This window comes from Pedobacter sp. KBS0701 (assembly GCF_005938645.2).
In the GTDB taxonomy this organism is placed as follows: Bacteria; Bacteroidota; Bacteroidia; order Sphingobacteriales; family Sphingobacteriaceae; genus Pedobacter.
Genome location: NZ_CP042171.1, coordinates 1873146 through 1894385, shown reverse-complemented (window position 1 = coordinate 1894385; position 21240 = coordinate 1873146). Strand labels below are relative to the sequence as shown.

The 21240-nt window shown below is 38.8% G+C and carries 19 protein-coding genes; 6 read left to right on the top strand and 13 right to left on the bottom strand.

Features of this window, described 5'->3' with window-relative positions:
• Positions 1-216 precede the first annotated feature (216 nt).
• On the bottom strand, positions 217-1671 hold the full coding sequence (locus FFJ24_RS07465; RefSeq protein ID WP_138820863.1) for a L,D-transpeptidase family protein: 1455 nt from the start codon (positions 1669-1671) through the stop codon (positions 217-219).
• Positions 1672-1946: 275 nt separating this feature from the next.
• On the opposite strand from FFJ24_RS07465, the gene FFJ24_RS07460 reads away from it, so the two are divergent.
• Positions 1947-2960 carry a zinc-binding alcohol dehydrogenase family protein gene (locus tag FFJ24_RS07460; protein ID WP_138820862.1) on the top strand — a complete coding sequence of 338 codons (1014 nt, stop codon included), beginning with the start codon at positions 1947-1949 and terminating at the stop codon, positions 2958-2960.
• 66 nt (positions 2961-3026) lie between these two features.
• Here FFJ24_RS07460 and FFJ24_RS07455 read toward each other — a convergent pair whose 3' ends face one another.
• Together FFJ24_RS07455 and FFJ24_RS07450 are read right to left on the bottom strand one after the other, a co-directional pair.
• On the bottom strand, positions 3027-3416 hold the full coding sequence (locus FFJ24_RS07455; RefSeq protein WP_138820861.1) for a response regulator transcription factor: 390 nt from the start codon (positions 3414-3416) through the stop codon (positions 3027-3029).
• A gap of 43 nt (positions 3417-3459) precedes the next feature.
• Positions 3460-4224 carry a DeoR/GlpR family DNA-binding transcription regulator gene (locus tag FFJ24_RS07450; protein WP_138820860.1) on the bottom strand — a complete coding sequence of 255 codons (765 nt, stop codon included), beginning with the start codon at positions 4222-4224 and terminating at the stop codon, positions 3460-3462.
• A gap of 158 nt (positions 4225-4382) precedes the next feature.
• Here FFJ24_RS07450 and FFJ24_RS07445 point away from each other — a divergent pair, with 158 nt between their 5' ends.
• From FFJ24_RS07445 to FFJ24_RS07435, 3 genes are all read left to right on the top strand, one after another.
• Positions 4383-5951 (top strand): glycerol-3-phosphate dehydrogenase/oxidase, encoded by a 1569-nt coding sequence (locus FFJ24_RS07445; protein ID WP_138820859.1) that lies wholly within the window; start codon positions 4383-4385, stop codon positions 5949-5951.
• A 36-nt stretch (positions 5952-5987) separates the two neighbouring features.
• Positions 5988-7478: a glycerol kinase GlpK gene (glpK, locus tag FFJ24_RS07440; RefSeq protein ID WP_138820858.1), complete on the top strand. Its 1491-nt coding sequence runs from the start codon at positions 5988-5990 to the stop codon at positions 7476-7478.
• 250 nt (positions 7479-7728) lie between these two features.
• A complete protein-coding gene (locus tag FFJ24_RS07435) occupies positions 7729-8469 on the top strand; it encodes an MIP/aquaporin family protein (protein WP_138820857.1) in 741 nt (246 codons plus the stop codon).
• 217 nt (positions 8470-8686) lie between these two features.
• Here the strand turns inward: FFJ24_RS07435 and FFJ24_RS07430 are convergent, their stop codons facing one another.
• Positions 8687-9970 (bottom strand): pitrilysin family protein, encoded by a 1284-nt coding sequence (locus FFJ24_RS07430; RefSeq protein ID WP_138820856.1) that lies wholly within the window; start codon positions 9968-9970, stop codon positions 8687-8689.
• 11 nt (positions 9971-9981) lie between these two features.
• Positions 9982-11352: a pitrilysin family protein gene (locus tag FFJ24_RS07425; protein ID WP_138820855.1), complete on the bottom strand. Its 1371-nt coding sequence runs from the start codon at positions 11350-11352 to the stop codon at positions 9982-9984.
• 169 nt (positions 11353-11521) lie between these two features.
• Between FFJ24_RS07425 and FFJ24_RS07420 the strand changes: the two genes are divergently transcribed.
• Positions 11522-12199: a 3'-5' exonuclease gene (locus FFJ24_RS07420; protein WP_168202407.1), complete on the top strand. Its 678-nt coding sequence runs from the start codon at positions 11522-11524 to the stop codon at positions 12197-12199.
• A complete protein-coding gene (locus FFJ24_RS07415; RefSeq protein WP_138820853.1) occupies positions 12189-13640 on the top strand; it encodes a DUF294 nucleotidyltransferase-like domain-containing protein in 1452 nt (483 codons plus the stop codon). The genes FFJ24_RS07420 and FFJ24_RS07415 overlap by 11 nt, the downstream gene beginning before the upstream one ends.
• Before the next feature lie 418 nt (positions 13641-14058).
• On the opposite strand, the gene rplT is transcribed toward FFJ24_RS07415, so the two are convergent.
• From rplT to FFJ24_RS07375, 8 genes are all read right to left on the bottom strand, one after another.
• Positions 14059-14403 carry a 50S ribosomal protein L20 gene (gene rplT, locus FFJ24_RS07410; RefSeq protein WP_025144714.1) on the bottom strand — a complete coding sequence of 115 codons (345 nt, stop codon included), beginning with the start codon at positions 14401-14403 and terminating at the stop codon, positions 14059-14061.
• Between the two features lie 75 nt (positions 14404-14478).
• Positions 14479-14679: a 50S ribosomal protein L35 gene (gene rpmI / locus FFJ24_RS07405; protein WP_029279105.1), complete on the bottom strand. Its 201-nt coding sequence runs from the start codon at positions 14677-14679 to the stop codon at positions 14479-14481.
• A 29-nt stretch (positions 14680-14708) separates the two neighbouring features.
• Positions 14709-15278, bottom strand: a complete 570-nt coding sequence (infC, locus tag FFJ24_RS07400; protein WP_051691975.1) for a translation initiation factor IF-3 — start codon at positions 15276-15278, stop codon at positions 14709-14711.
• Between the two features lie 16 nt (positions 15279-15294).
• Positions 15295-17220: a threonine--tRNA ligase gene (thrS, locus tag FFJ24_RS07395; protein ID WP_138820852.1), complete on the bottom strand. Its 1926-nt coding sequence runs from the start codon at positions 17218-17220 to the stop codon at positions 15295-15297.
• 115 nt (positions 17221-17335) lie between these two features.
• Positions 17336-17830, bottom strand: a complete 495-nt coding sequence (locus tag FFJ24_RS07390) for a hypothetical protein (RefSeq protein ID WP_138820851.1) — start codon at positions 17828-17830, stop codon at positions 17336-17338.
• 75 nt (positions 17831-17905) lie between these two features.
• Positions 17906-18991 carry an acyltransferase gene (locus FFJ24_RS07385; protein WP_138820850.1) on the bottom strand — a complete coding sequence of 362 codons (1086 nt, stop codon included), beginning with the start codon at positions 18989-18991 and terminating at the stop codon, positions 17906-17908.
• A gap of 210 nt (positions 18992-19201) precedes the next feature.
• On the bottom strand, positions 19202-20095 hold the full coding sequence (locus FFJ24_RS07380) for a hypothetical protein (protein ID WP_138820849.1): 894 nt from the start codon (positions 20093-20095) through the stop codon (positions 19202-19204).
• Positions 20096-20489: 394 nt separating this feature from the next.
• The gene (locus FFJ24_RS07375; RefSeq protein WP_138822254.1) at positions 20490-21227 is read right to left on the bottom strand and encodes a (Fe-S)-binding protein; all 738 of its coding nucleotides are present in this window, start codon (positions 21225-21227) and stop codon (positions 20490-20492) included.
• Between the last annotated feature and the right edge of the window lie 13 nt (positions 21228-21240).

The following is a 21240-nucleotide window of genomic DNA, read 5'->3' as shown; positions in this document are numbered from 1 at the left end:
TAACCACTGATGCACACAGATAAAAACAGATTTTTATAGCTGTGTGCATCCTTTTTATCTCCCGAAAGACCGGGGCAAGTTAAGGTTATTTGTTTTTTCACCTATGCCAATGGCTTAAATAACGACATTCTTCATCAGGACAAAAATTGGTCTAAATCAGGTTTTAGATGGTAATGCTATAAGCAGTAGGTAAAACCAAAGGTGATTACAAGCACTTTACTTCTTTACCAGTTTATTATTAATGGGAAACATTAAATTTTCCAAAACCTGATCGCGGCGATATATATCAGGATATACACTGAGCTGACCGTCATTAATCTCGCAGGTGATGTAGGTGATCTTTATCGGAACAGTACTTTTAAGGCGAAAATCTTTTTTAATCATGTTAAGCATTGATGATTTTAAAGCTGGCATTTTATCTGCTGCTCCATCATTCTGCAATAACAGTTCGGCAAGTAAACCAGCATTTTCTACCCTGATACAACCATGGCTAAATGCCCTTTCTTGTTTTTTAAATAATTGCTGTTCCGGGGTATCGTGCAGGTAAATATCAAAAATATTCGGAAACCGGAATACAACCTTACCCAGCGCATTATCACAACCAGATGACTGCCTGGCATGATACAAGTTAGGACTAGCCTTAATGGAGGCGATGGTACTTTTGGTTAAAGGCACCACGTTTTCCTTCCGGTCGTAAATACTGTAATGGTTGCTGATCAGGTAGGTTGAATCTTTCCATATTTTTGGCAACAGTTCGGTTGTAAATATTTTATGCGGAACTTTCCAGTCTGGCGACGTGGTGATTTTATTAACTGTACTTTCCAGTTCTGGCGTAGAACTGGAAGGCTTGCCTACAACGGTTTTAAATACCACTATGCGATCATCCTTTATCAACTTAAGTGTGTATGAGGGGATATTGATCTGTATAAAATAACGATCGTCAGTATTTATCCAGCGTAACCGCTCCATATTAATGGCCATTTTTCTGGCATCACCTTCCGGGAACTCATAACAATCGTCTATATATTGCCCTTTTACCAAATGGAGGTAATCCTGGAGCATTCTATACATATTTGTTTGCGGCTGGGCCGATGTAACATTGCTCATAAAATTAGGATGCCCAATGGCTTTCCCGAGCTGTAACACCGGATCAAAACCCAAAGGTATTTTCGATTCCAATCGCCCGGTGGTAACTACCGGATTAAATTTACCGTAATGAAGATGATTGATCAGGGTAATCAGGGCATCCGTTAAGTAAATATCAAAAACTTCCTGCTCTTGTACTTTGGCACCTGGTTTGGTAAGCGGACGAAGCGCATCATAAGTGAGCTGATCGGGATGAAAATCGTTTCTGTTCAAGCCAAACTGCAATACGCAGTCCATCAATAACATCGACATCCAGACATCTGATTTAACCGTGTCCTGCCTTACCCAGGCATTTTTATATAATCTTTCCTGATAGAAACGGTCAACAAGATTGGGGTAATTCAGTTTTGGACGCAGGCCAGCGATTTCTTTTCTGATAGAGAGCGAATCGGCATTTACTGATTCAGCGTTTTTAAGGGGCACCCCAAAAGCGTTAAATACCAATAAGAAGGCCCAAAACAGCGTTAAAGAAATAAAAATCACCTTAATGGTAGCGGAGCTTTTGCAAATATTTTTATTTTTCATAACACATTGATTTACAGGTATAAATATCAAAACTTAACAGTTCGATATTTATGACTCCCATCATATATTGTTATGATCTACTGCACATTACGGATTTTGAGATGATTTTACAGAATTAAATTACCTCTTAGACCAACTAACTCACAAATGAGCTTCTAAAGGCTTAAAGACTCATCCCCTTTTGCGAGTTAAAAAAGCCAGCGTTTTACAAAACTATATCAGTTTATATTTGCTATATAAAAACAATATATTTAATTAAAAATAATTCATCAGCAATGAAAGCCATAGGATTTAAAACCTCACTCCCAATAAGCGAAAACGAAAGTTTTATCGCGTTTGAAACACCTGTTCCACAGCCGGAAGGACGCGACCTGCTCGTAAAAATAAAGGCCATCAGCGTAAATCCGGTTGATTTTAAAATCCGCCAGAACAGCGCCAAAGACACTGTACTGGAAACACCGAAAGTAATTGGCTGGGATGCTGTTGGAACAATTGAAGCTGTTGGCGAAGGCGTTACCTTTTTTAAAGCCGGAGATGAAGTGTATTATGCCGGAGACTTAACGCGAAGCGGATCAAACGCCGAATATCAATTGATTGATGAACGTATAGTAGGTTTAAAACCTAAATCATTAACGGACACTGAAGCAGCAGCCATGCCATTAACAGCACTTACGGCATGGGAATCACTTTACGACCGCATCCGCATCAGTGAGCAAAAAGATAAAGGAAAAAGCATCCTGATTATCGGTGGTGCAGGCGGTGTTGGTTCCATTGCCATACAGCTGGCGAAGAAAATAAGTGGCTTAAAAGTGATTACTACAGCATCGCGGCCAAAAACAAAAGAATGGTGTAAAGCCATGGGTGCAGACGTAGTGGTAAATCATAAAAACCTGGTTGAAGAAGTACGTGAGGCAGGTTTTAAGGAAGTGGATTTTATTCTCGATTTTGTAGACCTGAACAGTTACTGGGATGACCTGGTAGAGCTGATTAAACCGCAGGGCCATATCGTATCAATAACAGGCTCAGCCACTCCAATTGCGCTAAACAAATTAAAAAACAAAAGTGTTACCTTTTCGTGGGAACTGATGTACACACGCTCGATGTACCAAACTGATGATATGGAACAGCAACATCACATTTTAAATGAACTGGCCAAATTATTTGACAATGGCACACTTAAAACGACCTTAAACCAAACATTGAAGGGATTTACGGTTGAAAACTTAAAAGAAGCCCACCGTTTATTGGAAAGCGGTAAAACCATTGGTAAAGTGGTAATCGAGTACTAGAAAAATCCAGGTCAAAAAAAGAGAGAGGCCGGTTAAGCTTCTCTCTTTTTTTATATCCTGTTTCAACTAAACTTTAGTCCGGTTTTCGGCACTTCTTTTTAATTGTGCATGAATACGTTCAAGCACATCATCAATATCGAAAGGTTTGCTGATGTAATCATCTGCAAGGGCATCAATCGCTTTTTGCTCGCTATTGTTCTGTGCTGACATTACAATAATCGGGATGTGTTTGGTAAAAATATCGTTTTTTAAATCTTCGCAAATCTCAGCTCCGTTTCCATCTGGTAACATTACATCTAACAAGAAAAGATCAGGCATTGCATCCTGGATATTTTTCTTCAGCTCTGCAAAAGATGAGGAAAGCTGTAATTCAAAACCCTCTTCTTTTAACAGGATTTCAATCACGTTTCTGATCTCCTGATCGTCTTCTAAAATGTGTATTCGTTTTTTTTCCATGTTCAAATTATATGTTTGGGATTTACCGTTCGCGTGGAATGCGCTACACGATAGTAACAGTAACACCCAAGCCTTCTAAATGTTTTACAATTTGTTCAGAAATTCCTTTATCTGTGATGATATGGTCAATTTCTTCTAATCCGCATATCTTTCCAAAGCCTCTTTTACCAAATTTGGTAGAATCGGCCAGTACAATTGTTTTTTGTGAAGCACCGATCATTTTGCGGTTTAAATGGGCCTCCATAGCATTTGTAGTGGTTAATCCGAAATCCAGATCAATTCCATCTACCCCCAAAAACAGCTTATTGAAATAAAAATCCTGTAAAACCTGTTCGGCATAAGCGCCCATTACGGAGGAAGAACTTTTTCTCAGCAGCCCACCTAATTGTATTACTTCAATACTCGGTTCGCGCATTAATTCCAGCGCCACATTTAATGCAGAAGTAACAACGGTTAGGTTTGTTGCGGGCGCAATGTTCTTCGCAAAATACAGTACCGTGGTACCTGATGCTATTACGATAGAATCATTGTCGTTTAATAATGCAGCGGCAGCTATCCCAATTTTATTCTTCTCGGTAGATTGTATTTTCTCTTTTTCATTAACCGGACGATCTACCGTATATGGATTGTTTACGGTTGCACCACCGTGTGTTCTAAACAGAAGGCTCTTGTCTTCCAGTAGTTTTAAGTCCTTTCTTATTGTTACAGACGACACTTTCAATTCCTTACACAAATCCACAACATTTACGTATTGATCACGTTGCAGGCGACTTAAAATAAACTGGTGCCTCTCAGCCAAATTCATCATAGTATATTAAATTAGCGTGCTGCAAATTAGTAATAAAAAAATGCTATAAAATATTTTACACAAATATTTAATAAATTTTTAACGCACATATTATATCATTTCACTTACGATTTCTTATAATTGCGTATTGTTTCGTTTTGTTACTTTTAAATATAAAAATGAAAAGATTACATCAGCCGCTGGTAGCAGAAAACATAAATTGGGACCTGATCATCATTGGAGGCGGGGCAACAGGCTTGGGTACAGCGCTTGATGCGGCCAGCCGTGGCTATAAAACCTTACTGGTAGAGCAGGCTGATTATGCAAAAGGAACATCGAGCCGGAGCACAAAACTGGTGCACGGAGGCGTACGCTATCTGGCCCAGGGAGATATTGGCCTGGTGAGACATGCCCTTAAAGAACGTGGATTGTTACAACAGAACGCTAAACACTTAGTACATAAAGAAGCATTTCTGATCCCCTGCTACGATTGGTTTTCCATTATTAAATATTTAACCGGACTTACTCTTTACGATTGGCTGGCAGGAAAATACAGTTTCGGGAAATCTAAATATTTCTCTAAAAAAGAAACATTGTCCATGATGTCCGGCATTAAAGCAAAAGGTTTAAAAGGCAGCATCAGGTATTATGATGGAAAGTTTGATGATGCCCGTTTAGCCATCAATATAGCTCAAACCGCTATCGAAAAAGGTGCTACATTATTAAATTACACTAAAGTAACTGGTTTATTAAAATATGGCGAAACCGTTACAGGGATCGAAACAGAAGATACCATAACAGGTTTAAAAGCACAGTTCAAGGGCAAAGTAGTAATTAATGCCACAGGGGTGTTTGTAGATGATATCCTGCACATGAACAATCCCGATTCGAAAAAGATGGTCCGCCCCAGTCAGGGTGTGCATCTGGTATTGGAAAAAAGCTTTTTAAACAGCAAATCTGCCTTAATGATCCCGAAAACTGCTGATGGGCGTGTATTGTTTGCGGTTCCATGGCATGATCATTTGCTAGTAGGCACCACCGATACCCCATTGGATGAACACAGCCTTGAGCCACGTGCTTTAAAAGAAGAGGTAGATTTTATTATGAGCACTGCGGCAAGCTATTTTAACCGCATGCCCCTTGAGAAAGATATCTTAAGTGTGTTCTCTGGTTTACGACCATTGGCCGCCCCTACCAATGGTGATGGGAACAGTACAAAAGAAATCAGCAGGGATCATAAACTGATCGTCTCGGCAAAGGGATTAATTACCATAACCGGTGGAAAATGGACCACATACCGCCGTATGGCTGAAGAAACCGTTGATTTGGCCATTACTGAGGCCGGTTTAGAACCGAAAGCATGTGTAACTGAAAATCTCAGCATCCATGGCAGCCATATCATTAAAGAAGATCATCATTTATCGATATATGGATCAGACCGTGATAAAATTGAGGTTTTAATCAAACAAAATCCAGGTCTCGGGCAACAGTTACATCCATCTTTTCCTTTTGTAGAAGCCGAAGTAGTTTGGTCGGCAAGGAATGAAATGGCCGAAACCGTAGAGGATATTTTAAGCAGAAGGCTAAGGGTATTATTTATTGATGCTCAGGCTGCAAAGGATATGGCGCCACGGGTAGCCTTGCTCCTGGCCAAAGAATTATCGGCAGATGAAAACTGGAAGGCCAATCAAATTCAAACTTTTAATAAATTAGCTGATGGTTACCTTTATCATCAACCTATAAAATAACTGTTAAGGCATAGACCACTAACCAGATTCTTAATTATGAGCAAATACATCTTGTCTATCGATCAGGGAACCACAAGTTCGAGAGCCATTATTTTTAACCACGATGGCGAAATTGTTGCCATTGCGCAAAAAGAATTCACGCAGATTTACCCTAAAGCCGGATGGGTGGAACATGATCCGATGGAAATCTGGTCGACACAGCTGGCCGTTGTTACAGAAGTAATTGTAAAAGCCAGTCTCACCGTAAACGATATTTCTGCCATAGGCATTACCAATCAGCGCGAAACCACAGTAGTTTGGGACAAAGAAACAGGGATGCCCATTTATAATGCTATTGTTTGGCAAGACAGGCGTACTTCAGCCTATTGCGACGAAATTAAATCCCAAGGTTTGGCGGGCAAGATCCAGGCGAAAACGGGCCTCATCATCGATTCTTATTTTTCTGCAACCAAAGCCCGGTGGATTTTGGAAAATGTAGAAGGCGCAAGGGAAAAAGCTGAAGCCGGAAAACTTGCCTTTGGAACTATCGACACCTGGTTAATCTGGAAATTAACAGCAGGTGAAAAACATGTAACCGATGTAACCAACGCCTCTCGTACCATGCTTTATAATATCCATACCCTTAACTGGGATGAAGAACTGCTGGGATTATTTTCCATTCCAAAAGAGATGCTTCCGGAGGTAAAATCATCAAGCGAAGTTTATGGCGAAACCGCCGGAAGAATACTGGCGGCTAAAATTCCAATAGCGGGAATAGCCGGCGATCAGCAATCAGCACTTTTCGGTCAGATGTGTACCGAAATTGGCATGGTAAAAAATACGTATGGCACGGGTTGTTTCATGCTGATGAATATCGGAGAGAAACCAAAAATTTCTGCCAATAACCTGTTAACAACCATCGCCTGGCAGATTAACGGCAAGGTAAATTATGCGCTTGAAGGAAGTATTTTTATAGGCGGTGCGGTTGTACAATGGCTTAGGGACGAAATGGGCTTTATTTCAAGGTCTGCTGATGTAGAAACTTTGGCTAAAAAAGTAAAAGATACCGATGGAGTTTATGTTGTTCCTGCTTTTGCAGGTCTGGGTGCTCCACATTGGGATCAGCATGCCCGCGGAACGATAACAGGATTAACCAGAGGCACAAACAAATCGCACATTGCAAGGGCAGCCCTGGAAAGTATTGCTTACCAAACCATGGATGTTTTGAAAGCTATGGAAGCAGATGCAGGTGTAAATATCGCCGAATTAAGAGTTGATGGTGGCGCTACTTCCAATGATTTGTTGATGCAGTTTCAGGCTGATCTGTTGAATTGTAAAGTAATCAGACCAGATGTAACAGAAGTTACCGCTATTGGCGCTGCTTATCTGGCTGGTTTGGCTACGGGTTTTTGGGAAAGTATCGATCAGATCCGTTCGCAATGGAAAATTAACAGAACCTTTATTGCTGAAGAAGGAATTGATAATAGCGAAAGAATAAAGGGCTGGAACAGGGCGGTTAAAGCGGCCAGGGTAAATGCTGAGAACTAATAAATGGTGATCGTCGAGGCTGTATCATAAATTGTAATTCAACCGAATTTGTCACGTTGAGCTTAGCCTGTACTGAGCTTGACGAAGTATTGAAACGCCTTGTAAGACATTTAAAGCAAGTCCTTCGAAAAGCTCAGAATGACAGTTCTTATATTTATGAGACAGCCTTATATAAACAGATGCTGGTTACAAATTGCTGTTAATCTGATTGAACCTAATAAATTAATTACAAATTGCTTAAAATTTTATAATGAACGTATATCTTGCAGAATTTATTGGTACCGCGCTAATGATGCTCTTAGGAAATGGTGTGGTAGCGAATGTAGTGTTAAAAGGTACAAAAGGCAATAACAGTGGTTGGATGGTGATTACAACGGCTTGGGCACTTGCCGTATTTGTAGGAGTTGTTGTTGCAGGCCCGTATAGCGGGGCGCACTTAAATCCGGCTGTAACCCTCGGACTTGCTATCGGAAAAGGCTTTAGCTGGGCGTTGGTTCCATTTTACATCATGGCACAGTTAGCTGGCGCAATGACAGGATCTTTTATAGTTTGGATCATTTACAAAGACCATTTCGACGCCACTGATGATCAGGGTTTAAAGGCTGCTCCTTTTGCAACTGCTCCCGCCATCAGAAACATGACGTCAAATTTGTTATCAGAGATTATCGGCACTTTCGTTTTAATATTTGTGATTTTTTATTTTACTGATGCCAGTATGGGCACGAAAGAAACCGTTACCACTCCTATTGGTTTAGGCTCAATGGGCGCAATTCCGGTAGCATTTTTAGTATGGGTAATTGGTTTGGGTTTAGGGGGAACAACTGGATATGCCATAAATCCGGCAAGAGATTTAGGTCCGCGTATTATTCACTTTTTAATCCCAATGAAGGGAAAAGGAAGCAGCGACTGGGCTTATGCCTGGATACCGATTGTTGGGCCAATAATCGGATCAGTATTGGCCGCTGTGGCATTTTTACTGATTAGTAAATAATAGCATTTGAGTCTTCAACTTAATAACTTTTCGCTAGAAAGTTGACAACTCTCTTTCATGATTGCAGCTTTAGTTGTGTAGTCAGATGTTACCATCTGACTATAAACAAATCTAGATTCATTAACCAAAAACGAGAATTGAAGAATTTCAGTTCCAAAACTTATTTGGTATCAAATGGTAACATCTGACATCACGAACAAATCACGCCCCTCAACAATTATTGAAAAGCAGCTCTGCCCACTTGTTCATCTCCTAGGTATATCCAAATAGCACCTTTTAAATATTTCGCAAAAGAGGTTTTCATATCCTGTAAGCTTACTTTGTTGAAATTTGCTACCATATTCTCATTTATACTAAAATCCCCTAGAACTTCAGCATCGCCTAAATCTTTTACAATCGAACCAGCACTTTCCTGATGCCTGTAGTACCTGTCACGATGGTCCTTTTTTAATGCTTCAAGATAACGTTCGCCATACTTCCCTTCTCTGATATCGTTGTAAACAGCAATCATTGCTTTAAACGCTTTTTTAGGTTGTGTGGTGCTTACAAACATAGAAGTATATGGAATCTGCTGAACTTTAACGTATGCGCCTGGCGCATACGATAACCCAAGCTTAGTTCTCAGTTCATAATTCAAACTACCACTTAATGCATTAATTGCAAGCACAAAAGCATAATAATCAGCATTCATCATCGCGGGGGCATTCATAATGCAACTCATATAATTAGTCGCAATATCCCTTTGCTCTATTACCAAATGTTCGCCAGTTAAAGTTTTATTGGTGTAATTTGGCGGGATGTAATCTTTTCCTTTAAGCGCACTAAAAGAAGTTTGAATTTTTTTTTCCAGTTCTTCTTTTGTAATGTTTCCGGCAACTACCAAAAACATTTTATTCTTATTCAGCAATTCATTATGGTAATAATTGCTAACCATTTCTGCGGTGAGGCCGCCAACGGTTTTGCTTGTGCCCAAAGGATTAATGCTATAAGGAGAAGCTTTAAACATCGTTTCCATAGTCAGCTGTTCAATCCTGGTTTCAGGATCAGATTGACTATGATAAATCCCGGTAATCATACGCTCTTTAGTGGTTTGAAACTCTGTTTTATCAAAGGCAGGGTTAATTACTGCATCTGAAAAAAGCTTCCAGCCCTGATCAAGATACTTAGAGATACAATCCATACTAATTGTACCATAGTCAGTGCCTGATGAACCAGCAATATCAATTCCATATTCATCAGCTAGCTCCTTATAATCTACAACGCTATAATTTTTAGTCCCGCAGGTAGCTGCTGATGCCAGAGCCAGGTTTTCTATTCCAGCCCTTTCAGCGTTATAATTCATTACACCACCTTTAAAAAACATACTCATACTAACCGTTTCCTTCTGGGTAGACTTTAAAATCACCTTTAAACCATTCACATCAAATGAAATGGCTTTCGTTTGCGCGTTAACTATATGAAAAACTAAGATAAAATTGATTAAAAATATGAATCTTTTCATTGAGCGTTAAGTTATTTGGGTGATTTAAAAAATGTTTCTGGCTTCACTCCGGTCATACCTGCTTTATCCATCATCAGGCCGGCGCAATAAGGTTTATCTTTAATATACTTGCGTACATAATCTAATAAATCTTTCCTGGTTACTTTATTTACATTTTCTTCGTAATGGGTATAATAATCAATTGATGCTGAAGCCCACCAAAATGAAAGTAAATGAGCATAATCGGAAGTAACCTCTCTCCTTTCTACCTGTTCAATAGATAATAATCTTTTGGCTCTTTCAATCTGTAGATCAGACAAATAATCATCATTACCCCAAAGTGAGATTTGTTTCAACACTTCCTGGTAACATTCTTTTATTTTTGCCGGGTTAGGACTCACCATCAGGCTAATTGGACCAGTATATTTTTGCGTATAATAATTTACATCTGCCTGCTGGGCCAATCCAGAATTAATAAGCGCCTGTTTCATCTTCGAACCGTTTTGATTAACGATAAAAGAAAAAACATCAGCAGCATAAGTGGCAGGAATATCGTTTCTGGTATCTGGACCATGCCAGCTAAAAAGCATAAACGGAACAGGGCTCTTATTTGATTCTACAAAATAATAGTCGTTTTTTTGAAGTGGTTTAAACTCTGGAACTGGCCATTTTACAAAAGGATCAAAAGGCGATCGTTTCCAGCTTCCAAAAATAGAATTTACGTAGTTAAAAGCTTCATCAGCGTTAACATCGCCCGCAATGACCAAAACAGCATTATTTGGCCAATAGTATTTATTTTTAATCGAATCCATTTTTGATGGAGTAGCTGATAAAATCACCTCGTGGCTACCAATTACATTTTTACGGGAATAATTTGCACCCCACATGTGGCGCGAATTAGCCTCCATCAAAGCAAATATCGGACTCGATTCGTGCCTTGTAAATTCAGCATTTACCACTTCATTTTCCAAAGCCATATCTTCCTTTATAAATTTCGGATAACGGATAGAGGAATTCATTAAATTTAAACCAGGCTTTAAATTAGCCGCAGGAAGTGTAAAAAAATAATTTACCACTTCTTCTCTCGTAGTGGCGTTCGAATTGATATCCAGATCGTTCATTCTCGAATTTAAACGTTCAAAATCAGGATAATCTTTATTTGCCTTAAAGAATAAATGTTCGTAAAGGTGACTTAAGCCATTAAATTCGTTGGTTTCAGTAAATGAACCATTTCTGCAGGCCATTTCGATGGTAACCAACGGTACCGTCCGGTCTACTACAACCAGTACTTCCAAACCATTACCGAGTTTTTTAAAGTGCATGTTCTCCTGGAGCTTTTCCTGAGCAAAAGCAGAACCAAGGCACAAAATATAAGCTAGGGAGCTAAATAATAGAGAGCGCATATTTTAATTAAATTTTGGCACCAAATAAGTGTTAATCTTTCACTTTAACAAATAAAAAAAGCTTTAATTATAAATCGCCTTTATTGAAAGGATGCATGAATAATTATAGTTTATGTTCTTAAATAATTATCTTTGAAATAGATCAATCTTATACGCTAACCATTCAAAATTGCAAGCATACTTCCTCGTTGTTGATACTGAAACTTCAGGCCTGCCTAAAAATTGGACGGCACCTTATTCTAAAGAAAAGAACTGGCCGCATATTGTCCAGATTGCCTGGATTATTTATGATCAATCTTATCAGGAAATTAAGCGGGAGAATCACTACATTAAAAATACCGGTTTCACCATTGATAAGGCTGCATTAAAAATTCATAAAATCACCCCTGAATACCTGAATGAATATGGTGAAAACAAAGAAAATGTGATGTTGAAGTTTTCTGAAGATATAGAAAAATATAAACCTTTGGTTATCGGGCATTTTATTGAGCTCGATTATCACATGGTCAATGTTGAATTGTACCGCATTGGAAAAGAAAATATATTTAAAAACCTGACTTTTTTCTGTACGATGAAGGCAAGCGCCCCCTATATTACCAATACGGTGATCAGTCATTTAAAACTGGATAAATTTTATACCGTTTTATTTAATGAACTACCCGAAAATAGCCACAATGCTTTATCTGATACACTAAACACGGCAAAGATTTTCTTTCACCTTTTAAAAACAGGCAAAATTAGCTTAACTTCAGCCTACCATCAGGAGCATACTTTTAACCTGGAGAAGAAAAAGAAAAAAGAATTTTCGTTTAAAAGAATTTTACAGGGACTTTTTAATGGAGGATAAACTAGCTGATCAAATTTATACTGCCCGCATTGGAGACATTACTTTCAAAAAGATAGTGAGCTGCAGTCCTGGCACACCTATTTTTGAAGCGGCAATTAAAATGTCTGAACAGAAAACCAGCTGTCTCTTTATTAAAAGTGATCAGGACGTTTATCTGGGCTTCGTAACCGATATTACGTTAAGAGATAATGTAATTGCCAAACAACTGAACGCAAATTTGCCGATTGATGAAGTGATGGACACCAATATTGTGACCATAACTCCTGATGCTTATGTATATGAGGCAATATTGATGATGTTCAGTAAAAAATCTCGCTATTTATTGGTAAATGACAATGGCAATTATGTTGGTTTCCTCAGCAGAAATCGCCTGTTAAGTGAGCAGGCAGAATCTCCGTTAGTTTTTATCCAATCTGTAAAGTCGGCTGTAAATACCAGCGATTTAAAACTAAAGTGGCAGAAAGTACCTGGTATAGTATCACAGCTATTGACCAGAGGTGTGCATTCGAAAATTGTAAACGAGGTAATTACCACTATTGCCGATACCATTTCCTTTAAAATTATTGAAGAGGTAATTGCCAAATTAGGCCCGCCACCTGCAAAATTTGTATTTATGGTTTTAGGTAGCGAGGGCAGAAAAGAGCTTAGCTTAAAAACCGATCAGGACAATGCCATTATTTACGAAGATACCGGAGAAGAAAATAGAGCAGCTGTACGTTCTTATTTTCTTGACCTGGCTACCCAGGTTTCGGATAAATTAAATTTTGTGGGTTTTGTATACTGTGATGGTGACTACATGGCCACTAACCCAAACTGGACGCATTCACTATCGCACTGGAAGTACAATTATAAAAACTGGATAGAAGAGGCTTTGCCAGAAGCTGCTGTAAAATTTGCTGCATTTTTCGATTGCAGGGCTATTTATGGCGATTTAGCTATTATGGAAAGTCTAAGGTCTTTTGTTGATGAAGAATTACAAAAACCTATTGAAAAATTCTACGTATACCTGGCGAAAAATGCCTTACTCTACGAGCCGCCGCTCACTTATTTTAGAAATATCAGAACGCAAAAAATCCATAAAAAAGAGGTATTTGATATTAAAACAGCCATGACCCCTATTGTAGATCTTGCAAGGGTTTATGCCTTACAGAACAGGATCTTTCAAAAAGAAAATACCGGCGAGCGTTTAAAAGCCTTAAGAGAACTGGGTGTTTTTAGCGAAGAGCAATTTAACGAACTTTCGCAATCGTACTATTACCTGATGGGTTTAAGATTAAAACATCAGGCCAATCTTATTATCAATGATCAGGCTGCCCCTAATAACTTTATTGAAATTGATAGTTTGACTAAAATTGAAAAGGTAACACTGATAGAAATCTTTAAAATTATCCTCAATTTTCAAAGCGGAATCAGGATGAGGTTTACGAATAGTTTGGGGTAGAAACGTTTCACCAGAGATGGGTTAATCGGTTAATTGTCTAAATTGATTAATCGACTCCAAACGTCCCCCAACTACAAATTTAGACGGTCAATAGTCACTTATTCATTGCTACACGGCGTACAATAACCTTAATGTGCCTAACGCCTTAATAAATAAAAAGAAAACGCTTAGCGCTTGGCGGTAAGCGTTTTCAGAACAACTACTAGCTCTATCATAGAATATTCGTTGTTTCGGGCGGACTACAACTAAGTCGGGAACCTGAAGGCTCTTCGAAGCAAAATCTGTCTAATGGCACTTTTGATTTATATCTCTCCATTCCGCGTTACTCCAGTCGAGATGGCGAACAAAATGAAACAAAAAAGGTCCCGATTTGCATCGGAACCTTTTCTAAATATGATTATCGCCTAAGCGAAAATTTCTATTTTACTGCATCAATTACAGCTTTGAAAGCTTCTGGGTGATTCATTGCTAAATCAGCCAATACTTTACGGTTTAAACCGATTTCTTTTGAAGCTAGTTTACCGATCAATTGAGAGTAAGAAATACCATGTTGACGTGCACCAGCGTTGATACGTTGGATCCACAATCCGCGGAATTCTCTTTTCTTAACTTTACGGTCACGGTATGCATATTGCAAACCTTTTTCTACTGTGTTTTTAGCAACAGTATAAACCTTACTTCTTGCTCCCCAATAACCTTTGGCTAAATTAAGGATCTTTTTTCTTCTTCTTCTCGAAGCTACTGCGTTTACCGAACGTGGCATGTTGTTGTTGTTTTTTGGTAAGCGGCGTTCCTTTTAACCGGAAACTTAAAGCCTGATACCTGGTGAATTAATAAATTACTTTCCGATACAAAGCATACGTTTAACGTTACCCATATCAGCATCAGATACGATACTTGCTTGACCTAAGGCACGTTTACGTTTAGTACTCATCTTAGTTAAGATGTGACTTTTGTATGCGTTGTTTCTTTTGATTTTACCTGTTCCAGTAAGCGAAAAACGCTTTTTAGCACTGGAATTGGTTTTCATTTTTGGCATAACCTGTTTTTTAATTTATAAACCTATTTTTATTTTTTTGCTACTTTAGGCGCAACTGTCAGGAACATACGTTTACCTTCTAACTTAGGTAATAACTCTACTTTTCCTACATCTTCTAAAGCCTGGGCAAATTTTAATAATAAAATTTCTCCCTGCTCTTTGTAAACAATTGCTCTACCTTTAAAATGCACGTAAGCCCTAACTTTCTCACCGTTCTCTAAAAAGCTTACTGCATGCTTTAATTTAAACTGGAAATCGTGATCATTGGTGTTAGGACCAAAACGGATCTCCTTAATTACAGTTTGTTTCGCATTAGCTTTAATTTCTTTCTGCTTTTTCTTTTGCTCGTAAACAAATTTACTGTAATCAATAATCCTACAAACTGGCGGTACGGCATTTGGAGATATTTCTACCAAATCCAATTCCAGTTCATCAGCAAGTGCCAAAGCTTTTGCCAAAGGATAAATCCCCGGTTCAACATTATCGCCAGCTAAACGCACTTCGGGCGATTTAATATACTGATTAATGTTATGCTCTGCTTCTTTTTTCTTAAAAGGTGGACGTGGTCCCCTGTTAAATCCTGGTCTTCCTAATGCCAAATTTGTACTATTTAATTTAAACTGTTATTTCTTTTCTTAATAAATTGTTGAACTCTTCCAACGTCATTTCACCTAAATCTCCCTCACCATGCTTACGCACAGAAACTTTTCCTTCTGCCATTTCTTTATCACCGATAATGAGCATGTATGGGATCTTTTTAACTTCCGAATCGCGTATTTTGCGACCAATTTTCTCGTCACGGAAGTCAATCAGCCCGCGAATATCGGAATTATTTAGTTCATCTAAAACTTTTTTTGCATATTCTTCATATTTTTCTGAAATAGGAAGAATAATAAATTGTTCCGGACTTAACCATAACGGGAAGTTTCCGGCACAATGTTCGATCAAAACGGCAATAAACCTTTCTAATGAACCAAATGGCGCACGGTGAATCATTACTGGTCTATGCTTTTGGTTATCGCTACCGGTGTATTCCAATTCAAAACGCTCCGGTAAATTATAATCAACCTGGATAGTACCTAATTGCCATTTTCTACCTAAAGCGTCTTTTACCATAAAATCGAGCTTAGGACCATAGAAAGCAGCTTCGCCATATTCTACAACAGTATTTAAGCCCTTTTCTGCAGCTGCTTCGATAATTGCATTTTCAGATAGTCTCCAGTTCTCATCAGAACCAATGTATTTTGCTTTGTTCTCCGGATCTCTTAACGAAACCTGAGCGGTATAGTTATCAAAACCTAATGATTTAAATACATAAAGCACCAAATCAATTACTTTTTTAAACTCTTCTTTCACCTGTTCTGGCATACAGAATAAGTGTGCATCATCTTGAGTAAAGCCACGTACACGGGTTAAACCATGTAATTCGCCACTTTGTTCGTAACGGTAAACGGTACCAAACTCTGCAAAACGAACCGGAAGATCTTTGTAAGAACGCGGTTTTGTCTTGTAAATCTCGCAGTGGTGCGGACAGTTCATCGGTTTTAAGAAGAACTCCTCTCCTTCCTGTGGAGTTTTAATCGGCTGGAACGAATCCTTACCGTATTTCTCCCAATGGCCAGAAGTTACATATAAGTTTTTATGACCAATGTGTGGTGTTACTACTTGCTCGTAACCTGCTTTAGCCTGTGCTTTAGTTAAAAAGTTCACCAAGCGCTCGCGCAAAGCAGTTCCTTTAGGTAACCATAAAGGCAAGCCCATGCCCACTTTTTCTGAGAAAGCAAACAGTTCCAGCTCTTTTCCTAATTTGCGGTGATCGCGTTTTTTTGCTTCCTCAATCATTAAAAGATATTCAGTAAGCTCGCTCGCCTTAGGAAAAGTTACCCCATAAATACGGGTTAACTGTTTTTTAGTTTCATCGCCGCGCCAGTAAGCACCAGCCACATTCATCAGTTTTACTGCTTTTACAAAACCAGTATTAGGAATGTGTGGACCGCGGCATAAATCGGTAAATGAGCCCTGGGTATAAAAAGTAATTTTACCATCCTCAAGGCCGTCAATTAAATCCAATTTATACTCATCGCCTTTTTCGGTGAAGTATTTTACCGCATCAGCTTTGCTTACACTTTCGCGCACAAAAGTTTCCTTTTGTTTAGCCAGTTCGATCATTTTGGTTTCAATGGCTTTGAAATCATCCGAAGAAAATTCACGGTCACCAAAGTCTACATCATAATAAAAACCGGTTTCAATTGCCGGCCCGATACCGAATTTGGTTCCCGGATAAAGTGCCTCTAAAGCCTCAGCCATTAAGTGGGCAGATGAATGCCAAAAAGTCGATTTTCCGGCAGTATCATTCCAGGTTAACAATTTCACTGATGAATCAGATTCGATCGGTCTTGTTGAATCCCAAACCTCGCCATTAACCTCAGCGGCTAATACGTTACGGGCTAAGCCCTCAGAAATTGACAATGCGATTTGATGGGCAGAAATGCCCTTTTCGTACTGACGGACAGAACCGTCAGGTAAAGTAATGTTAATCATCTACAACTATGATTTAATTTTTAAATAAAAATGTTTTAAAGATCACTTACAATGTGATTTTATTTTGTGCAAAGGTACGAATTTTATAACGTTATTGATAGATAAAGTTGAAATTCTACCTGGCTTGCAGCCCCACTTCGTCGAGATATGTTTTCTGTATTGCCAACACACGATCAGGATATGTATTCAGTTTTTCATACTTCAACATCAGCTGATCATGTAATTTTTTCTTTTCGTTAATGGTTTTTGTCTGCAGCATTTGTTTTGCCGTTTTACCATAATCATTTATGGCTGTCAGATAAGCAATTACACCCTCATTAAATTTTTTAGCTGCTTTACTGGGTTTCAGATCTGCCATGTCAGCAAGATCCATTTTCGAATTATTGACCAGGTTTTCTGCTTTGTTTGATAAAGAAATAGAATCCGGGAATCCTTTTATATAAACCTTCGAAGTATCTTTAAAAACACTATCCGTTTCGTCGATCTGCCTCATCTGTCGCAAAAAAACGGAAGTTACTTTTTCATTATAGGCATAATCACTCGTTGATGATGTACAGCTAAGCAGCAGCATTAAAGAAATAGAAAGCAAAGCAGGTTTAAAAAATTTCATATTTTTTTATCGTAATTGTTTGTTTAAATGATTTACTATCGTGATGGTTCGTGTCTCCACCAACTAATCATAACATTAAAGCAAAAATTTGGTTTTCAAATATTTGCGCAATGGAATATCTAAGAATCTCATTACCATATAAGAGAAAACGATTAAAAGCAGTACTGAAACCGGGATAATCATCCAAAGTGAGGATGCTGGTGGCTGAACTTCGTCTACATAGGTTAAAAATATCCATACAAATGGATAGTGAACCATATAAAGCGGGTATGATATTTCGCCTGAGAGATTACAGATCTTTTTAAGCGATGGATTTAATGCTGTGCCAGCTCCCAATGCCACTAAAAATGGAAAGAAAAACAACACAAGTATCGGCTCGGTAATCCAGTTGTATTTATCATTAAAAGGGACCAAAAAGGCCGCAAGTAAAAGCACGATCATGCCTAAAAAATCAAGTTTATTTTTGATTACCCAATTTAAACGGTAAACCAACATACCGGCTGTAAAAGAATACAGCACACGCGCTCCACCGTCCCAGAAATTCTGTCCTCCCCAGCCACCGCCTATGTTGGAAGCGCGCACGGCAACAAAACAAAGGCATACTGCACCTATAACGACCAGGGCAATCAGTGATTTTTTTCCTAACCGGTAAAGCACAAAAATGTAAAGGATATTGGCGATATATTCCCAAAATAATGACCAGGCCGGGGCATTTAAGCAGAATAAATTGGTGTACCGCTCAGGCATTGCCGGATAAGGGATTAAAAAAGCTGAGGATAAAAACAAAAGAAAGGTTTTCCCGAACCCATAGACTTCATAAAGATCGCTGTATGGGTCGATCAGAAAAGTGAGCAGCCCTAAAACTGAACCTATTACAACCAAGGGATGCAGACGGATCAGCCTCAGTTTAAAAAACTGCGTGATCCCGATATGCGGTGCGCGGTTATCGTAAGCATAAGCAATTACGAAACCCGATAAGCAGAAAAAGAAATCTACAGCCAGGAAGCCATGCGAAAGAAAATTCTTATTATAATTGGTAATCGCGATTTCCATAAAGTGGTAAATGACCACAACAATGGCTGCTACCCCCCTTAATCCATCTAAAATTTCGAAATGCTGTTTGCTTGCTAATAAGTTTGTTTTGTTTTCCGCTGTAATCACTTTTGGTTAGGTTATTTAACCCCAATAATAGTTATTCTCCATTTAGATGCAAAAACTAAAGTAAACCTTTTCAGAAATGATACAAAAAAAGCCCTGAATGCTTACACTTTCAAGGCTGATAGAATCATTATGGTGGTAATTTATGTCAAGACATCCGAAGTTTGAGCATAGGTCTATGCTCAAACTTCGGATGTCTGGAAACGAACTGAATTAATTCATTCCAAACGCTCTTCCCTGACCGCCACCTGGTCTGTTCTGTCTAAAACGTTTCATCATGTTCTCCATTTTATTTTTATATTCTTCAGGAGTAATCAATTTCGCTTTTTTAGGAGCGGTTACATCTTTCGAACTTACATTTCTATATTCAATGCTTTTAGCAATCGAACTGTTACCCCTACCTTCAATGGCCAATACCGCACCTTCTGTCCACATATTTGGGTTTGGAGAAAAATCGAAACCTAAATCTTTCGTATACCAGATTTTGGTTTCTTCCACTACATTTTTATCCATATCCAATATCTTGATTGCTCTTGTTGATCTTACAATGGCCTGGTGACAAGTAAAGCCTAAAATCTGCTTAGTAGAATCTGTTTTCACTACTTCTATTTTTGGTGCCGGAGCAGGTTGCGCTTTCGTGGTATCTTTAGTGTTTCCACCCCCCATTCTCATCGAACCAATCGGACCAGATGTAGACAAAGTTAATTTACTAGGCATGTAATAAGTGGTATCGTTCAGGTCGAATACCTCGGTAAGCCCTTTATCCGCGAAAGTATAATAGTATTCGCGGTTGCCGCCACCACCACCAAAACGCATCATCATACGACCTATTCCGCCGCCACCGCCACCTGCTCCATTGCTATCTTCGGTTTCTTCAACAGGCATATAACTGGCATTTGTAGCGGTAAATAATAACTCAAAATTGGTTTTGCTTGATGAAGGCATCCTGGCTTTCATCTGGTCGGTTAACTGTATACCGCTGGCTGATGCCATAGCGGCAGGATCGATGGTATTTTCAAACTGTATTGCTCCGGAAGTCTTTTTTTGTGCATTTGCCACACTTGCAATCGACATTACTCCTAATAAAGCGATGAATATTTTTTTCATTTTGTTGATTTTGTTTTGTGGTTTAGATATGAAAGCCTGTAAAAGGTTTAACAAAGGTATTTTAGATTCTAAGTAAAGCATGTTAAATTGTGTTAAAATCAATAGCCGGATTGGCTGAACAGGCTGTTTAAAGGCAGATGTAATTTATTTTTTACAATAGCGCTTGTTTTTAAAAAAGCAATTGCAGTGGTTTTTTAATATGAGCCCTAATAAAAACCGTAAAATGCAAATTAATTTGGGCGTTACCCAAGCTACGCAAGGGTCAGGCTTTTCAGGGCTCCGCTTCGCTCCGGTACCGATAAAAATCGGTACTGAACCCTTACAAGCCCTAACGCAGATTTATCGTGATAAACCATTTCCCTCAACATGTGTGCTACCCTTTAGGGGTCGTGGGCTAATATTCTGTACTTTCCAACCAACCATTACAAAGCACATCAGCAATGTGCATGGTTTTAATGGGCAGGTTATTTTTATCGATATAGCCCTGAAGGTGTAAAAGACAGGACAGATCGGTAGAAATGATATAATCGGCTTGTTGTGCCAAAGCATGGTTAACTTTTTGCTCGGCCATAGCTGATGAAATGGCATCAAACTTTACTGCAAAAGTACCTCCGAAACCACAGCACATATCGGTATCTTCCATTTCGATCATTTCTAAACCATGTACTTTAGAAAGCAGCTGGCGCGGTTCATCTTTGATTTTGCATTCGCGTAAAGCACTGCACGAATCGTGGTAAACGGCTTTTCCTTCCAGTTCAGCACCGAAATAATCCTTTTTGGCTATGTTGACCAGGAAATCAGAAAGCTCCCAGATGTTTGATTGCAAACTCCGGCATTTGTTGTGTACAATGGTATTGGTAAAAAGATCATTAAATCCACCTTTCACCATGCCTACACATGATGCAGATGGAGCCACCACATAAGTATTTTCGGTGAAATCGTTCAGAAACTTTGTGCCCACTTCTTTAGCTTCATCCCAATAACCCGCATTGTATGCCGGTTGTCCACAACAAGTTTGCTTCGAATTGTAAGCAACATTACATCCCGATTTTTCCAATAACCTTAAGGTATTAAAAGCAGTTTCGGGGTATAACTGATCTACAAAACAAGGCACAAATAATTCTACTTTCATCATATTCTAAACG